Annotated in this window: 14 protein-coding genes; 11 read left to right on the forward strand and 3 right to left on the reverse strand. The window is 40.5% G+C overall.

Annotated elements, in window-relative coordinates; translation table 11 throughout:
* Nucleotides 1-3 precede the first annotated feature (3 nt).
* From R2S10_RS07210 to R2S10_RS07220, 3 genes are all read right to left on the reverse strand, one after another.
* Nucleotides 4-681 carry an ATP-dependent Clp protease proteolytic subunit gene (locus R2S10_RS07210; RefSeq protein WP_316839770.1) on the reverse strand — a complete coding sequence of 226 codons (678 nt, stop codon included), beginning with the start codon at nt 679-681 and terminating at the stop codon, nt 4-6.
* A gap of 87 nt (nt 682-768) precedes the next feature.
* Nucleotides 769-1038 carry a hypothetical protein gene (locus R2S10_RS07215; RefSeq protein ID WP_316839771.1) on the reverse strand — a complete coding sequence of 90 codons (270 nt, stop codon included), beginning with the start codon at nt 1036-1038 and terminating at the stop codon, nt 769-771.
* Nucleotides 1019-1567, reverse strand: a complete 549-nt coding sequence (locus tag R2S10_RS07220; protein WP_316839772.1) for a sigma-70 family RNA polymerase sigma factor — start codon at nt 1565-1567, stop codon at nt 1019-1021. Before R2S10_RS07220 ends, R2S10_RS07215 begins: the two co-directional genes overlap by 20 nt.
* 175 nt (nt 1568-1742) lie before the next feature.
* On the opposite strand from R2S10_RS07220, the gene R2S10_RS07225 reads away from it, so the two are divergent.
* The 11 genes from R2S10_RS07225 (at nt 1743) to R2S10_RS07275 (ending at nt 18432) form a co-directional block, all read left to right on the forward strand.
* Complete coding sequence (locus R2S10_RS07225; RefSeq protein WP_316839773.1) at nt 1743-4286, forward strand: SEL1-like repeat protein; 2544 nt, start codon at nt 1743-1745, stop codon at nt 4284-4286.
* An 85-nt stretch (nt 4287-4371) separates the two neighbouring features.
* Nucleotides 4372-5328, forward strand: coding sequence for a hypothetical protein (locus R2S10_RS07230; RefSeq protein WP_316839774.1), 957 nt, complete (start codon nt 4372-4374; stop codon nt 5326-5328).
* Between the two features lie 93 nt (nt 5329-5421).
* On the forward strand, nt 5422-6789 hold the full coding sequence (locus R2S10_RS07235) for a PP2C family protein-serine/threonine phosphatase (protein WP_316839775.1): 1368 nt from the start codon (nt 5422-5424) through the stop codon (nt 6787-6789).
* 42 nt (nt 6790-6831) lie between these two features.
* Nucleotides 6832-10815, forward strand: a complete 3984-nt coding sequence (locus tag R2S10_RS07240; protein ID WP_316839776.1) for an FtsW/RodA/SpoVE family cell cycle protein — start codon at nt 6832-6834, stop codon at nt 10813-10815.
* A gap of 10 nt (nt 10816-10825) precedes the next feature.
* Nucleotides 10826-11629, forward strand: coding sequence for an FHA domain-containing protein (locus R2S10_RS07245; protein WP_316839777.1), 804 nt, complete (start codon nt 10826-10828; stop codon nt 11627-11629).
* Nucleotides 11629-13188 (forward strand): serine/threonine-protein kinase, encoded by a 1560-nt coding sequence (locus R2S10_RS07250; protein WP_316839778.1) that lies wholly within the window; start codon nt 11629-11631, stop codon nt 13186-13188. Before R2S10_RS07245 ends, R2S10_RS07250 begins: the two co-directional genes overlap by 1 nt.
* A 178-nt stretch (nt 13189-13366) precedes the next feature.
* Nucleotides 13367-13567, forward strand: coding sequence for a hypothetical protein (locus R2S10_RS07255; RefSeq protein WP_316839779.1), 201 nt, complete (start codon nt 13367-13369; stop codon nt 13565-13567).
* A 32-nt stretch (nt 13568-13599) separates the two neighbouring features.
* Nucleotides 13600-14652: a sensor histidine kinase gene (locus tag R2S10_RS07260; RefSeq protein WP_316839780.1), complete on the forward strand. Its 1053-nt coding sequence runs from the start codon at nt 13600-13602 to the stop codon at nt 14650-14652.
* On the forward strand, nt 14649-15368 hold the full coding sequence (locus R2S10_RS07265) for a LytTR family DNA-binding domain-containing protein (RefSeq protein WP_316839781.1): 720 nt from the start codon (nt 14649-14651) through the stop codon (nt 15366-15368). Before R2S10_RS07260 ends, R2S10_RS07265 begins: the two co-directional genes overlap by 4 nt.
* A 4-nt stretch (nt 15369-15372) precedes the next feature.
* Nucleotides 15373-16560, forward strand: a complete 1188-nt coding sequence (locus R2S10_RS07270) for a lanthionine synthetase LanC family protein (protein WP_316839782.1) — start codon at nt 15373-15375, stop codon at nt 16558-16560.
* 114 nt (nt 16561-16674) lie between these two features.
* On the forward strand, nt 16675-18432 hold the full coding sequence (locus R2S10_RS07275; protein WP_316839783.1) for an amidohydrolase family protein: 1758 nt from the start codon (nt 16675-16677) through the stop codon (nt 18430-18432).
* The last annotated feature ends 8 nt before the right edge of the window (nt 18433-18440 follow it).

The raw sequence follows: 18440 nt of genomic DNA on the forward strand, positions 1-18440 counted from the left end.
TAACTATACCAATACTTCGTCAATCATGCCAAAGGTTTTGGCTTCTTCAGCTGTCATCCAGAAATCCCGGGCGGCAATTTCATTGATTTTATCAAAACGCTGACCGCTATGCAGGGCTATAATATGGTACAATTCATCTTGAACTTTAAGTACTTCCTTTATACTGATGTCCATATCCATGGCAGTACCTTGTGCGCCACCACTGGCCTGATGAATCATTACTCTGGAGTGTTTTAGTGCGGAGCGTTTACCAGAAGCACCGGCGCAAAGCAATACGGAACCCATGGATAATGCAACGCCAGTACATATGGTTGCCACATCCGGCGAGATCAATTGCATGGTATCATAAATCCCAAGGCCGGCATAGACAGCCCCTCCAGGAGAGTTCACATACAACTGAATATCTTTCTGTGCATCGACAGACTGTAAAAAGAGTAATTGTGCTTGTATCACATTGGCATTCCTATCGTCAACAGGTTCCCCCAGAAAGATAATGCGGTCCATCATCAATCTGGAAAACACATCCATCTGTGCCACATTTAATTGTCGCTCTTCAGTGATGTAAGGCGTCATTGCCTTCGGCCCTACACTGGAAGCTATTCTATTGATATAACCATCAACGTATAAACTATTGATGCGGTGGTGTTTTAGGGCATAATTGCGAAATTCGTTCTTGTTCATGTTCTTCTGTTTTTAAATTATTGGACATAGGTTGTCCTGCCCTCTTATAGAGAGATCTGGTTATTTTTCAAAAATTACGTTGTATGGTTATTTACCGAAAAGCTGCATGATCTTTTTTCGGAAAGAATAGTGTTCCGGAGCTGTAAACAACTTTTCATGCACTTGTTCTATTTCTTTTCTCAGCTGCTGTCTTCCGTATTCCTCAATCAGGCTATAGGTTTTTTCTTGCCAAAAAAGGCTTTCTCTTAAACCTGGTTTCAATACCATATGGGCTTCAAGTAGAATTTTATCTGTTCCTTTTCTATCTGACAAAAGATAATCTTCAATCAGAAGCAGTTCATTCCATGATGTCTTCATAATTCAATGATTTTTCTTTTACTGTTTCTTTAATTTTCTCCAGGCATTTAAATTTCTGAACAGTTGCTGATCTGGGACTAGAAAACCCAAACCGCTCTGCAAGGCTTTCCATATTCAACCGCTCATAATAAAAGGCACTGAGTAGCTGCATACATTTCTGACCTGCTGTTTCTAGTAAATGGATCAATCTGGAGGAAGATATCTCTTCATAAACGGAGTCTGCAGGTTCGGGATCATGATGCAAGTCAAAAGGGAATTCTTTACTGGTTACTTTATACCGTTTATTCCAAAGGTATTTTGCGATGCCGAACAGGTATGTTTTTTCAGTGTACCGCAGCGTTATTTGGCTATGCTTAACTTTTTCATAGTAAATAATGAGGGCGTCCTGAAAAATGTCTTTAGCTTCATCGAAGGAGCCTCCCATTTTCTGTACATAGGCTGCCACAAGAGGAAAAGCATCCTGATAGAGTGATATCAGTACCGCTTCAGAATCTATTGCTGTTTCTTCTTTATCAGACTTTGGAACCATAATACTATGTTTTAATAGTATGTGTATATATCAGACCAAATATCACCTAAATTTTGTAAATATTTTTTATGTCCTAATGAAAATTCATCTCCGGAAATGAATCAGATTTATATTAACTGGCATAAAATTGGCTGTAAACCGGACTCTGTTTGCAAACCTTTTAATTTACGCTAAATTGTCACACCGCGCCTATTTATACAACCTCGATACGCCCTCAGTTGCAGAAAGTTCCGATACCATGATGATGGAATGGGGATATGAAATGCCATTAATGCTTCAGCCCTTACTCATTGAAGGCGGCTTTATTTCTGGTAATAATTACAACAATCATGTTGAATTTAATGATGCTGGTTTATTTTACAATGCCAAACCCGGCATTGAAAACCTGAAACGTTTTTATAATTTCCTGGAGTCCCAACCTGAGCTCATTAAAAATGTAGCGCAATTTAAAGAGGCCCGCGACAAATTATTCAGTTACCTGGATCGACTTGATGGCGAATATTTCCATCTCGATATGTGGGATGTGTTAAATATGGACGATGCCCCTCATGAAGAACAAGCAGCAGATTGGCTGGCCACTATCGCCCATAACAATCAGGTCATAACGATGGCTATGGATTCCGGAGATGCGAGTTTACTGAGCTATAAGGAACTAAAAGATGTTAGTCCTGCTTTTAACTCCTTCTCAGACCTGCTAAATTATGAAGACTACGCTTATGGCTGGACTTGTATCTATCAGGACTATGAAGAAGAAGAGCCATTTGAGATCTTCGAGGAGAACCAACTCTGGGGCCTAAAAGACAAAGATGGCCAGGTAATACTTAGTCCGGAGTACGATGAGTTTTACAAATTTGGTCCACAGGAGCTGGCAGTAGTCTCAAAAGGCGGCAAATTTGGATACCTGGATACTACTGGAAAAGTTGCCATTCCTTTAACCTGGGATGACGCCTTTGACTTCGAATATTCTGGATTTGCTGTGGTGGTATTGGAAGGAAAAACAGGATTAATCAATGTAGCAGGTAAGCTGGTCACTGAGCTTATTTACGATGACCTGAAAGTGCTTGATGATGGCAATTATTACAATGCAAAAATAGGCGAATATTGGGGTATCATCAATCCCTCAGGAGAAATCCTCGTTGAATTTAAACATAAAAATGAAGCCCAGGCGGCTTATGGTTTTTACCATATTGAAGTATCCGGGCAAAAAAATCAAAAGATCTTTAATGAGTTTTTTAAATACCTGGGCGAATTCCCCATCCAGGCAATAGAAAACCTGGAAAATGGATTGCTCTTAATTAAAGCCCATAAGGGAGTAAGTTTCAATTCCATCTACAAAAAGGATGGAAGCTTACTGGATAGTGGGTTTGAGAAAATAAGTCGCCAAACCTATTTCCCGGATCTGTTGGTGATCAGAAAAGATAAAAAACATGGTGCCATCAGCAGGAAAACTGAATCCTATATCCTTCCTTGTCAGTTCGATGCAATTCTGGATGTCGGAATTAGCTTATTTGGAGAAAGAAGTGATATGGCTTTGGTCCATCAGGGAGATCAAAAAGGAATTTTCGACGGAGATCCAGAACAATTATCCTGGCTCATTCCAATGGATCATTACCAGCAGATCATGTGGCTTGAAGGACCCCTTTTTGCCTTGCAGAAAAACAAGAAATGGGGCATTGCAAATCCGATCTCCAATGACTTTAGCGAATTTGAATTTGATCTGGTGGTCCGCAAACCTATAGAAGATGGCTGTGCCTATGCTTTCAAAGAAGATCAGGTATTTACTGTTACAGAACACAGCATTGAACCTACAGATAAAGCCATAGCACTGGAACATGCCAGCGAAGATTATGCCTACTATTTTGAGTTTGAAAGCAGGAAAAAACTTTTATGCTATGGGAAAGGGCAAAAAATGGACGACCAGCAGGCCAGTGCTGAGCTGAGCAACATAGACACCTTATTTGAACAAGGCGAACAGGCTTATTCCGATGAAGATTATGGTAAAGCCATTTATTATTATACCGTCGCGGCAGAAAAAGGCCATAATCCTTCCATAAATAACCTTGCACACATTTATTATAGCATTGATGGCTTTAAAAATGAGGACAAGGCTTTCATTTGGTTTAACAAAGGCGCTGTAAAGGGAAATGAAAATTCTATGAATGGACTGGGCATGTGTTATAAATATGGCGTTGGATGTGAGGCAGACCTGGAGAAGTCATTGTACTGGCTGAAAAAAGCGGCTGAAGCGCAACTGGCACTGGCCAATAACAATCTCGCTGATATTTATTCTGATGAGGAGTTGCCAACCTATGATCTTGAAAAAGCCTTTGCACACTATCTGACAGCCGAAACCTTAGCTGAGCCCAAATACAACTGGTTAGGTTATTTGTATGACCTAAAGGCCGAATATGAAAAAGCCCTGGAGTATTACCGCTTAGCCGCTGAGGAAGGAAATGAGGTTTCCGCTTATAACTTCGGCATTTTAATTTCTAAAGGATTAGGGGCAGCAAAAGACAATGAAATGGCCATCAAATACTTTACACTTTCCATAACGCTAGGCTATCCTACAGCGCATATCGAGTTGGCTAAAATTTATAGAAATGAAAAAGGATTCCAGGACGAAAAGAAGGCAGAGGAACATATTAATGCAGCGAAAGCCGCAGGATTAGAGATTCCAGATGAACTTCTTGGGGGAAACAAAGGCTGGTTTGGCTTTTAAGCTATTGAAACGCATGGTTATTTATACACTGAAATACCTAGCTTTACCGTTATATAAAAATTCAAAGATCATTAAACGTTTATAAATGGAAGACAAACCTTCTTTTTGGCAGCGAATAGGTATACAAGATTGGTTTTTAAGCAACAATAACAACACCGATCCCATAGCTAAAGCACAGCCACTTACGCCCGATACCGTTTATACCTATATCATAGAGAAATTCAAAGAATCTATCGGAGAACTCTCCTTTGCGGAACGCGTTGTTTTCTACCATGAGTATATCATTTGCTTAAACACGGATGATTACCGTGCATTTATGGACAACCGGAATGGTCTTTTTGGCTTAATTGCGCAAGAATCGGTAAAGAAGTTTTATGAAATATTGAATGATTATGCCGCTACAGGAAAAAGAGTGGAACCCTCCAGTAATAAATGGGTATTCCGCTTTGTTTCTCATCCGGATTACAAACCTGGAGACAAAGGCTTTATTGGTAAATTAATGCCTGATGGCGGTCAGAAACAAGAAAACCTAAGGGTTACTTTTATCCCACGACAAACGGGTTTGGCTCAGACATTCGACATCAGCAACGACATATTAAAGGATTTCATATTCTATAGCGAAGGCTATTATGAAATTCCATACCTGGCCAATTTAAAATTTGTGGCCAAGCAAGATGAGATGCCGGAGGAAAATGTGCTGTTGGCAAGATTTGAGACTACCCTACCAGATAAGGCCTACTCCGGACAAAAGCTAGAATATCTGATGAAGTCTAAGGACATCATAGTTTCAGGAAATGAGGAAAGCAGGGAAGATGCAAATGTCTTCAAGATTCCTTCTGAATGGGTAAACTCCCCACATTTACAAATCAGATATCATAAAACAGAAGATAAATTTTTCCTTTCCTCATTTGGAGAGAAAACCATACTGAATGAAAATCTGGTAGAAAGAAGTAATCCGGATGATCCGAAATGGGTAGAACTTCCTATGAATTCCAGAATCATCCTGAACGGAATCATTGGCATGAACGTATTTAAAGCATAATTATGTCGCAGCTCCTATCATTAGCGTTATTGCTGATCTGTTTAATCTTACTCATCGCACATTTTGTGTCCATTAAAAAATCGACCAGCAAGAATGATGGATAGCAACTATTTTGGAATAACCGATACGGGAAGAGTGCGTAGCAATAACGAGGATACCTTTATTGCGGAAAAAATTGCAGGAACAGCATTGGTGCTGGCCTGTGTAATAGATGGCGTTGGCGGTTATGCCGGTGGTGAAGTTGCTGCTGCCATTGCCAGAGCAACGCTATTAAAACGGATAGATAAACCGGCTGCTGATTTTCTACAGTTGATGCGAAATGCAATCATTGAAGCAAATGATCAGATCCTGAAGGCCAAACAGGAGGAGAAAGCCCATGAAGACATGGCTTGTGTGCTTAGCATCGCGGTAGCAGATCTGGAAAACAACCAATTCTATTATGCGCATGTAGGCGATACCCGATTGTACCTGTTGCGAGACAATTCCTTAATAAAAATTTCTAAAGACCAGTCTTTTGTTGGTTTCCTGGAGGATTCAGGACGCTTAACCGAAGAACAGGCCATGCAGCATCCAAAACGCAACGAGATCAACAAAGCATTAGGTTTTCCAGGAAGTATAACCGGGCATGAAGATGACATTGAAACAGGCCAATCCCCTTTCCTACCCGGCGATCTGATCCTGCTTTGCAGTGATGGTTTGTCGGACATGGTCAATAGAGAAAACATTACCAATATATTATTACAAGCGCTTACACTGGAGCAAAAAGGTAGCGCCTTAGTGGATATGGCCAATGCCAATGGCGGTCGCGATAACATCACGGTAGTACTGGTTAAAAATGATAAAGCCACATTTGTCCATGAAGCTTTAAAACCAAAATCACAACCTAAGAAAAATAAGACGGTAGCCCCTGTTTCAGAGGCAACCGCCCCTATTATAGAAAATGTAGTTTCCGAACCTAGCGTAGCCTTAACGAAAGCATCCTCAAAAAAACAAGGCAAGAGATTAAACCCAATACTAGTTTTCATGCTCTTTATTGTAATTGCTGCCATTGCTTATTTTTTCTGGACGCAATCTGATACAGACATCAAATCGAATCCAGTTCCGGACTCTACAGCTGTACAAACTACTCAGGCGTTTAAACTACAAGACACACTAGATAAGCTGAAAGGGAATATCCTGATACTGGATACTACTATTTTTAAATCCCCGATCCTGATTACGGAGCCCATCAGGATTAACAGAGATAGTTTATACCTGAAGGCTGAGCGTAACCTCGTTATCAAAAGTGACACGGGGTATAAAGGACAGGCATTTCTGATCTCGCCTGGCAATAAAAGCACCTTATTAGAGAATTTCACTTTTGAGAATTTCAATGATGTCAGCGCCTTACAGAAAAAAGGAGTGTTGCTAAAAAATGTTCAGTTCATCAGAACGGACATTCCAGCAGTAAACAAGAAATAACAAAACATTAACCAGGAACAAACCAGCTAATTAAATCACCATATGGGCAAACAAACAGCAACAAACCAACACAGAAAGGTTGAGCGTATATTTTTACTACTCAGCACTCTGGTATTGGCTGCTTTATTTGTCACGCTTTATTTTACTCAGCAAAAAACATTTACCGATGTACATCCGCGGTTAGCTGAGGGTACAATGGTAAATTTAAACGATGCTGAACCTGGTAAACGGATAAAAAAACTCCTGACTAAAGGTTATTATTTTGAAGACAAGAAGGACATCAATCTGATTGAGGAAGTGGTTAGTAATCAGTTTTTGCTCCATAAAGAGGCCATCGATAATATCGGTGAACTGAATAAACGCAGATTCTTTGTTCCTGCTGATGTCGCTTTTTCAGATGGTGGGAAGAATTTTAAAGAACGTGTTCTTGCTTCCCGCTTATTGTTGGGCTTTACCGGTACTGATTCTTTAAAATACAGTCAGGAGCAAAAACGCCCACAGTCTCTGCCTTCCACAAAAGATTTTGCGAAAGGCAGTTATGGACTAAGTGGAAAGATCACAGACACTGCAGGTAAAGCCGTTGCAGGTGTTTTAGTACGCTTACAAATGATCCTGCCTCAGGACACTGCTTATACCGAAGAAGAGGTGGTCAATGATTTCATTGCCTATTTAAGAACGGATGCAAATGGGGAATATCATTTCCAACATTTACCGGACAACAGGGCTTATGGCGTGCTCCCTTTAAAACCTGGCGCTCAGTTTGGAAAGTCGCAGGGCTTACAGGAACTCGATAAGGAGGTCAGGCTTAATTTCAAACAATCTCCACATAGCATCAGACTTTTCTCTACTCGGGATTTCAAAATCCTCAAAAAGGAAAAATCACTGATTGTACGTAGCCCTGAAAATTACAACCAATGGTATTGGATTATTGTCGCTTGTTTTTTTAGCGGCTTCTTCCTGCTTCATTTCCTTTTACACGCTAAGTATCCACAGGCAGATCAATTGATACTACCCATTATCATGCTGATGACGGGATTATCTTTCCTTACCCTATTAAGTTTGCAGGATCCGCTGCGCGATCGCTTCCTGGCAAGGGACAGCCTTATTTTTTATGGGCTCGGGATTCTGAGTATCGGGATTATGCTTTCGATAAACCTGCGCAAGTTCAATGTCGACTCTCGTTTGTACCGTATGTTCCTGGTCAAAAATGCGTTCAGTAAGGCTAAAGGCTGGCAATGGGCGATTATGGCCTTATGCTTACTGGCCTTTACCATCGTTTTTGGTACCGGCCCGGAAGGGAGTGGCGTAAAGGTGAACTTATTTGGGGTACAACCCAGTGAAATAGTAAAATATGCCATCATCCTGTTTCTTGCCGGATTTTTTGCTTCCAATGAGCGATTCATTACAGAATACAGCAGCTGGAAAAAGCGTTGGTTCTTCTTTTCTTTTGCTTTAATTGCCATTCTTGTGGCCATATTAATGTATTTGTTGCTGGGTGATTTAGGTCCGGCAATGGTGGTCTGTTTCACCTTTATTATTCTCTTCTCTTTTTCGCGGGGCGATTTTATGATGATGCTAACTGCCATCATGATTTATGTTTTTAGTGCCTGGTTATTGAATGTCTGGATTGCGACCTTAGTTACTGTTGCATTGGTTTCGCTGATTATGGTGGTCAATAAGAAAACGAGTGAATCTGCCATTATGATTGTAGTGGTGATGGCTGCCTTCTTATTGATCGATCAGGTTCCTTACCTGGATCAACTCATTCCGGGTCCGGTAAACAGGTTGAGCGAACGTAAATCGATCTGGCAGGACCCATGGAACAATGAGGTATATGGTGGTGATCAGGTAGCGAATGGCATCTGGGCAATTTCCAGTGGTGGTCTTAGCGGTCAGGGGGTTGGGCAAGGTTTTGCAAAGACCATTCCTGAAGCGCATACCGATATGATCTTACCTGCCATTGGCGAAGAGTTTGGCCTGGCGGGGATTATAGGGCTGTTTATTTTATTCCTGGTGTTTTTACACCGGGCCATTCTAATTGGGCGCCAAACGGGTATGCCCTTCCTCTTCTATTTATCTGCCGGTGTCGGCATCAGCTTATTCGTACAATTTTTACTGATTGCGGGTGGCTCTACTGGCGCCTTACCTCTATCAGGGGTAGCACTCCCATTCATCAGTTATGGAGGTTCTTCATTGGTGGCCAATATGCTGGCAGCAGGATTTCTACTTTCGGTTTCCCTGGTAAAAGGTACAAATGTACAAATGACCTATATCACCAAACAACAGGATAAAAACCTGGTTCCGGCCTTACTTGCTGCGAGTGTAGCTATTGTATCCCTTACAGTTACTGTATCCAGTTATATCATTCACAATAAAAAATGGGTAGTTCAACCTGCACTAGTCGCCGATAAAAGTGGTAGCCGTATGTTTAGCTACAATCCCCGGATTGCTATATTAATGAACAAATTGTCGGCAGGAGAATTGTACGACAGGAATGGTCGGATTCTGGCTACAGGGAATCCTGAACTCATCAAAAAACAACAACAGGAACTCAGTAATGCAGGGATCTCCTATAACCTGGATTCCGCAGAACATAAGCGTGTGGACCGATACTATCCTTTTGAGGAACAGTTATTTTTCTGGGTTGGCGATAACAACACCAATGTATTTAATGGGAGTACCAATGGTTATTTTGCTGAATATGAACATGCTGCAGAACTGAGAGGTTTTAAAACCCCTACTGTTTCCTTTAATACCCATGCACACAAATACCGTGAAAACAGGTTCCTTCCGATAGGTGTAAAAGAGATGACGGTGAGCAAAAGAGATTATGCTGCATTGGCTCCTTTGTTGTTATCAGGCATCAACAGCGAGGAAGTGGAAGCTTTTAAAAAGCGCAACAGGAATGTAAAGCTGACCATAGATGCAGCATTACAAACGACTATTCAGCATACCATGGCTCAGGATACTGCCATCAGAAACAGTCGCGTTTCAGTGGTGATCATGGAAGATGCTACTGGCGATGTATTGACCTCGGCAGTTTATCCCCTACCACCTGTTAAAAATTGGGACCTGCTGAATATGAGTACCACGGAGCAGAATAAATTAGCGGGTTGGTATACGACTTCAGATTTAGGCTTTACTACTGCTACACCACCGGGATCGACTGCCAAAGTCCTCACTGCAATGGCTGCATTTAACAAACTGGGGCCTGATGCTGCTAAAAAAACATATACTGTTTCTACTGCAGAAAGAATTAGAACCAAGGGCATTGAGCCTGATGAAACGGGTCGTATTGACATGGAAAAAGCAGTTGTAAAATCTAACAATGTTTACTTCATTAAAATTGCCAACGAGGAACATCTACAGGATGAAATGGCCAGTTTGTATTTAAAAACCGGTATGTTTTTACATGGTGTTGGCGGTTACTACTACGGTAGGGACACTGCTAATGTAAAACAAGAAAGCAAATGGAGAAACTTTTGGGAGAAAACAGAATTTAATACCAAACCTAAGTATGATCCTGCAAGGATTCGTCGGACCAGAGCAAAAGGGATTTCAGGAATGGCATGGGGACAAGGTGAACTCATCGCTACGCCTGCAGCTGTTGCCCGATTGGTTTCGGGGGTAGCCAATAATGGCAAGCTGGTAGCCAACCGCTATGTATTGAAAATAAGTGACTCGGCGACTTCAGTTAACCCTGCTATTAAGATTGCTAACAAATCTGAATATGCAAATACCATAGGTAGTTATATGCTCAAGCAAAGTGCCAATAAAACCAGTTTACTGGGTTTAAAGGTAGCCGGTAAAACGGGTACTCCGGAGCGGATCTGGAAGGATGGAAAGATTAATGATGGCTGGTATACTTTTTATGCGCCTAAAGCAAATGGAAAAGGACATATTGTAGTGTGTATCAGAATTGAATCAACCCGTGGTTCCAGTAGAGCTGTGAGACTGGCGGGTCAGCATGTGGTACCTGCCCTTTTAAAACTAGGATACCTAAGTAAAGAAGAGAATAAACCTTAAAAGAGATTGTATGTTTAATCTATTTAATAAGCGAGAACCTGAGCCATTGCAAGATGTAAAAGCCATCAGAGAGGCACTACTGACTGCGATCAAGCAGGAACTTCAAAAGCTGGAAGGCGGTGAAGGTAAACACATTAAAGGGCTGGCAGTACTCCTGGCCTGTTTACCTGCAGAAAGGTTTATGTACGAATCCGCTGTTTTTGCGGAAGATGAACTGCGATTTAAAAATGAAATCCAACGCATAGTTGATGATTTTGCGATAGATTTACCTGCAGACTGGACTTTGCAGATTAATTTCGTAGAAGAATTACCAGCAGATGCTATAAAGCTTTCCAACATCAATGCAGCGCTTTACATCAGAACACCGGAACATGTGGTGGTTACAAAATCCAGTACCGCCTATATCCGTACCTTAAATGGAGCATCGGAGAAAATGCAATATAAGATTACGGCTACGGATGGGAAGATCAATATTGGTAGAGCCGCTAAAGTTCAGGTGAGTGATGGATTTTTCAGAATTAATCACATTGCCTTTCTTGATGACAGCAATAATGAGGCGAATAAATTTATCAGCAGACAGCATGCCCATATAGAGTGGGACAATAATACTGGATCTTTTCTGTTATTTGCGGATGAAGGTGGTATCCCGCCCCGCAATAAGGTAAGAATGAGGTCGGTTGCCGACCATACACCAGTAAAACTTAATGTAGCCGAGATTGGTCATACTTTACAGGAAGGCGATCAGATCATTTTAGGTGAGCTTGCCGTTTTGGAATTTAGTTATAATGATTCAGGAATTATTAATATTGTATAATGAGTAAAGTTTTTACGATAACAGAAGGATTAGAAAATCTGGGTGCGCTAAGTACAGGTGGCCAGGGTTCTGTATATAAGGGTAAACGTGTGGGAACGATCATCACGGCAGTGAAGATTATGCCTACGCCCATACATACAGAAAGTGAGGATGACAAGAACTTCATCAGGTTTAAAAACGAGGTGGAAAAGCTCAAAAAGGTAAATGAGGTACCTAATCCTAATGTGGTAAAAATATTAGGATCCGGGCTCACTGAAAGTGGTTCCTTCCCTTTTATCGAAATGGAATATATTGAAGGTCCGGACCTCGAGAAGCTGTTAATGCCGCCTCATCCGCCGATATTTACTATTCAGGAAGTCATTAAACTGGCCGAACAACTGGCCAATGCATTGGCACATTGCCACCGGGTAGGGATCAAACATGGCGACGTAAAAAGCAACAATGTAAAATTCAATACGGAGACCGGTAATTATGTATTACTGGATTTTGGCTTGGCGATTATGTCTGACGAGCAACGTCGTACCAGTCTGCGCCATGCCGGTGCGGTAGAGTTTATGGCACCGGAACAGCATGATGGAGAAATGTTTTTTCAGACGGATATCTACAGTTATGGCATTATCCTTTATGAATTGCTGGCAGGAACGGTACCTTTCCCATTGATCAATAAAAACGAAAGTTCCCGCAACCAGGTCATGATTTCTCATATGGAAGCAGAGGTACCGGATCCGGTGACTTTACGTATGAACCGATTGCCGGAAAGCTGGGATGCGGAAAAACGCAAAAAGGAATCTAATGTTCCACACTGGCTATTACAGGTCATTAAAAAATGTTTAGAAAAGCGTCCTGATCAACGATATGCCAATGGTGCTGATTTACAAGAAGCCATTACGCATAGAGGTGCTGATGCCATAGTACCGGTTCCTACTGTACCTGCCAAGCCTGCTCCTACTCCAGCTCCCCTATATCAGCAAGAAGTAGCTCCAGTAAGTCTGGCTACAGACGAGGTGAGGTTGTCGAAACCTGTATTTGCCATCATGATCTTATCCATACTTGCGCTTGGTATGCTTTCGGTATATGGTCTTTTCATGAAGAATGATGATCGTTCTCTGCATCAAGTGGGCGTTGACTCTTCACAGGTAGCTAAAGTTGACACCAGCAGTACTGACACCAGTTATGAGCCTGATACGACTGCACAAGTTCAGCCAGTGGCGATTGACACGGCTGCTCAGCAGGTTGAAATTGATAGTCTGAAGAAAGAGTATGAAGCACAAATGGCTGCTGCAGCAAAACGTGCGGAGGCTGAAGCTAAGGCAAAAGACAATGCTACTGTAATTGTTAGCGAGGGTAAGAAATACCAGTTGCCTAAAGGTACCATCTATTTTTATGAAGCTGCGGATAGCAACTCACAAAAAAATGGTGTACTCGGTTTATGGACCAATGCTAAGTTTAATGTGATCGAAGAAGATAAAGGCTTTATTTATGTCACGCATACGAGCAAAGACGGTCAGGTAACCAAAGGCTGGTTAAACAAAAACGACCTTAAAGAGCTGAAAGACTGACCTTAACATCAATACATTATGAAGAGAAAACTGTTATTTTCTCTTCATAATTACAATTCTACAAAGCGGAAAACACCGCTAAAACACTGGTTCATACCGAAGTTAGCCTGCTTAATGTATTTTAATTAGCCAAGTTATTTTTTTGCTATTTCTTTGACTCAATCTAAATCAAACAATTATGAAAAATCTAACTACTCCGAAACTTAACTTACAAAAAGTATTGATCGCAAAACTGACTAATGATCAAAATGTCAATGCTGCTAATTTCAAAAACGAGAAAGCAATTAATGTATTAGGAAATCCGCATACAAATGCCCCTGACGAACATGTTGGAAAAAACAGGACTTCATTGAATGAAAGTTATTTCTGTATGCATTAGAAAATTAAGATAATTTATTATCTTAAGCCCTAATGTCGAAAAAAGAACCTGTTTTATTTCTAAAAACTAGACTACATTACACCTTTTGGATTGTATTTTTCATATACAATTACATCTCCAATGCGGTTTTGGACCCTAGATTTAATTTTTCCTTTGGGGCTGTGATCAGTTATCTGTTGTTTTTTCTTACGGTACTGGTTTACAATTTTTATGCAACGGTTTATTACCTTGATCTGATCAAGTATAAAAAACCCTCTATTTTCAAAAGCATTTCACTGCTGATCGTATTGTTGGTCAGCAGTATTGGATTGGCTTTATTAAACAGGGGATTTATTCAACCCTTACTTATTCACAATGACAATCCAATTAATTACTATAAATACATTACGTTTTGGTTATTTCAATTCATCTACTATTTCTCTTTAGGTGCGGCGTACTTTTTTGTCAGTGAACTCATGAAAGAAAAGATTAATTCCTCCAACCTGGAAAAAGAAAAGATTGAAGTAGAGGCAAATCTACTTCGATCTCAGATTAATCCGCACTTTCTATTCAATACACTGAATATGTTGTATGCTAAATCCATCGTGTATTCGGAAGATTTAGCGGATAAAATCCAAAAGCTATCTGAGATTATGCGTTATGCCTATTTACCAAAATGGCTGGAAAACGGTTCTCATGCGCCTGCATCTGAAGAGATTAAACACATTTTAAATGTCATCTCTATCCATGAGTTTAGGCTGAGCAATGAGAATATCTTTCATTTTAACACAAAAGGAGATATGGATCAGGTGTTTTTACCTCCTTTGGTGCTGGTAACCCTGGCGGAGAACATTCTAAAACACGGACATCTTTCTTCTGATAGTCCGGCAACCATCGACATCAGCTATGAAGATGGCATATTCAGTTTCTTAGGTAAGAACAAAATTAAAACTGCAAAGAACCACGATGAGAAGTCAGGTATTGGCATTGCCAATATCAGTTCCCGTCTGAATAAATATTATAAAGATAGCTATGAGTTTCACTACAGTCAGGCCAACGGCTATTTTTATACAAACCTTACTATTCACCTAAAAAAACAAATATGATCAATTGTGTTATCCTGGATGATGAGCTTCCATCGGTGGAGCTTCTTACCCACTTCTGTATGAAATCAGGAGTTATAAAGATTTTATTGGCTACAACAGACGCAATTGAAGCCCATAATTTCATAAAGAACAATACCATTCATCTCTTATTCTGCGACATTCAGATGCCTGAGATCTCTGGGATTGACTTTGTAAAAAACCTGATCAATAAGCATCAGCTACAGGTGGTATTTACTACTGCTTTCAGCGAGTATGCGATCCAGGGATTTGATTTGGAGGCCACTGATTATTTACTGAAACCCTTTACTTTTGCCAGATTTCTCGCTGCACTTCAAAAAGTAGAGAATAAATTGACTAGCGCTGAGGGTACTGATATTGATGAAATGTCTGATTTTCTCTTTATCAAAGGGGGAGTAAAAGGGAAGTATGATAAGGTCAACATGGATGATATTGAGTATGTGGAGAGTGATGGGAATTATGTGAGCTTATACCATAACGGGAAGATGTCTCTTTCTAACCAGAGCTTAAAAGACCTGGAGAAAATCTTACCAAAAAGCAAGTTTATGAGGGTTCATAAATCTTTTATCATTTCAAAAAAACGAATTGCTAAAGTGCAGGGCTATACCCTCAGACTGTTTAATCACGATAAGGACATCAGTATTGGAGATTCTTACAGAGAAGGGTTTTTCAATTTCATCAAGAATAAGACGATTTAAATTTATGGGGCAAAGCAAGGCAATTGTTGAGCAATTACAACAGATCAATCAGATTCTTATAGATACTCCCGCCAAAAACGATGGTTTTTTGGGTGGAGGGCTGGGAACCATTTATTATTTTTTCTATTACAGCATGGTGCTTGAGGATGATAAAATCCAGGAGAAAGCGCAGGAAATGCTGGCAGCCTACATTGAGAAGCTCAATAATGATGAGCTAAATATCCATCCTTTTTCCTATTGTAATGGTCTTGCCGGCTTTGCTTATGCCATGTCGCACCTCCATAAAATTGGTGCAGTGAACATTGATATTGAAGAAGAATTTGAGGGCCTTGATGAGCAGTTGTTTCATTCTGCCACTGAGCTTTTAAAAAACCACTGCACGGATTTCCTACATGGTGCATTTGGAATTATACATTACTTTTCGAGTAGAGATCGCTCTGATCGCATTCAGAATTACCTGGATGAGCTGATAAAAATCATCCACCATCAGCTACTGGACTACCCCGATTTCGCTTGTATTGCCAACCTGTCTTTACCTTCAAACCAGGTAAAAGAGCAGATCAATATGAGCTTAGCACATGGACTCAGCGGCTTCCTGATTGTCTTGCTCAACAGCACTGAGAACTCAGCCAGTAAATCGCTGATTCTGGACACCATCACCAGATGTAGTGCGATGATTGAGCAAAGTTATCAAAAGAGAACTGAAGATCCTGAGAGCTTTTCAGGTTTCCCTTCCGTTGTCAACTTTAATGAAGGCAGCAGAAAATATAACAACAGATTGGCCTGGTGTTATGGAGACCTTGGGCAGGTACTCTTGTTTACCCGGATGAATAAAACCAAGGAACTGCCGAATGTCAACACCTTTTCTTTAGAGGCACTATCCAATACTACTGTAAAGAGAAAAAGCTATAAAAGCACGCTGGTTAAAGATTCTTATTTCTGTCATGGTGCTGCCGGTGTTGCACATTTTTACCAGTCGCTCCATAAAGAATCTGGAAATCCAATCTTTGCTACTGCACATCAATACTGGATCAAAAAAACGGTTAAATTACTTGCGGAAGATTTAAACAATAAAACCTTTGCCGGGGAGGAACACAGTATCCTTGATGGCCTTTCTGGGGTTGGACTTACCTTACTTTCCTCCATCTCCAAAAAACAACTTTCCTGGGGTGACGCTGTTCTTTTACCATAAAAAGGGCAATAATCTCGGGTACAATTCAGAATTTACGCTCCAAAGATTTAGTATTCAAGACCTGCTTCATTCTTATTTTAAAAATAAGAAGGGAGCGGGTTAAAATCATTTACCATGAACAGAAAACTCGCGATCATTTATGTGTCTTTCCTTGGGGGATTGATGCTTCCTAAATACAGCTTCAGTCAGGGCAACAGCAATTATTCTATCTATAAGATGGAACGCAAGATTGGGACAGAAGCAGTGGTCAGTAGTCCGGCTAATGGTCAGATCTCTGATCAAATCACGATCATTACCAATGATCGTGGAGCAGATATGGCTTTAAATTGTCAGTTTACAAGTAACAGCGAGAAAACCAGCTATCGCTCTATAGGGCATACTTCCAGATTTAAAAAAGAAAACGCAGACACGACCTTCAGCACAGGGCTTAACTTCCCGATCAGTGAAAACGGTTCTATTCGGATGAAGGAGCAGCTCCTCTCCTTCTGGATGAAAAATGGTCGGCCAGAATCCATTAGGTCTGCCTGGGATGGTAAAGCTACCCACATCAGGGAAATTGCTGAACAAATTGATCCTTTAACACAGGGAAAATTAAGGGTGATAGAACTCAAAAACCAGCAAAATGAAATCCTCTGGATCGATGCGGATGGGCATGCGGTTTATCTGGGCACTTGTGATACTGAAGCTGATAAAAGAGAAATTATAGACAACAAATACCTTTCTTTTTTTAATGATTTCAACCTTAAATCGAATAAATATCTGATTGAGACTTATATCAAAGCAAATAAAGGTGTCGGCTTGTCTTATGAAAACATTGTGTTGACCGGAGGAAATATTGTTGACCTCGCTGATGGCGGGAAAATATTATACGACAGGATGCTCCAGATTAAAAATGGAAAGATTGAATACATTGGAAAAACCGATCAGAAGCTCATTCCTGAGGGGGCACATGTGATTGACGTGGGTAATAAATTCCTGATTCCTGGGTTATGGAATATGCATGTTCATCTATTTCACCCGGATTACTTGAAAAAAGAACTCCTGACTGGAGTAACTACGATGAGGGATATGGGAAATGAATTCGACTTTGTTTCACTTATAAAGAAATCCGAAGCTGAGCCTTCTTTTTTGGCACCAAGGTTAATAAGAGCTGGCATCATAGATGGTAAGTCTGACTTTAGTCTGGGCATTGTTACTGCATCGGATGTTAAAACAGCTAAAGAACAGGTAAAAAGATATCATGATGCGGGATTTGAGCAGATTAAAGTATATTCTTATGTAAAGAAAAATGTCTTATCTGCTATTGTAGCGGAAGCAAATCTTTACCATATGGACGTAGTTGGTCATCTTCCTGTGGGATATTTGGTGGGTACTCTCGTTGATAATGGCATCAAAAGCATCAGTCACATTCATTATTTCATGAATAGTCTTAAATGGGGAAAAGGTGATTTCATCAGCGCTAACAAGGTTTTACTGGATCAGATTAAAGAGAAAAATATATACCTGGATCCTACCCTAAATGTATATGCCTTAACCGGGGATCCGAAAATCAAGCATTATAAATTGATTTTGAAACAAATGCATGATTATGGAATTCCTGTTGTTGCTGGTACAGACAATGAGGGAAGCCTGATTCAGGAGCTGGAAAATTACGTTTCTCTTGGATTCAGTCCGCTGGAAGCCCTTCAATCGGCTACTATAATACCTGCAAAAATGATGAATATGACTGCTCAGAGTGGTAGCCTTAATCAGGGGAAAAATTCAGATGTACTGGTATTGGATGCCAATCCATTGGAAGATTTCAGTACGCTTCAACGATTGAATATCATTATTAAAGGGCAATCTATTATTTTGAAAGGAAAGGAGAAATGATCTCCTTT

It is taken from the genome of Pedobacter gandavensis, assembly GCF_032678745.1.
In the GTDB taxonomy this organism is placed as follows: domain Bacteria; phylum Bacteroidota; class Bacteroidia; order Sphingobacteriales; family Sphingobacteriaceae; genus Pedobacter; species Pedobacter gandavensis_C.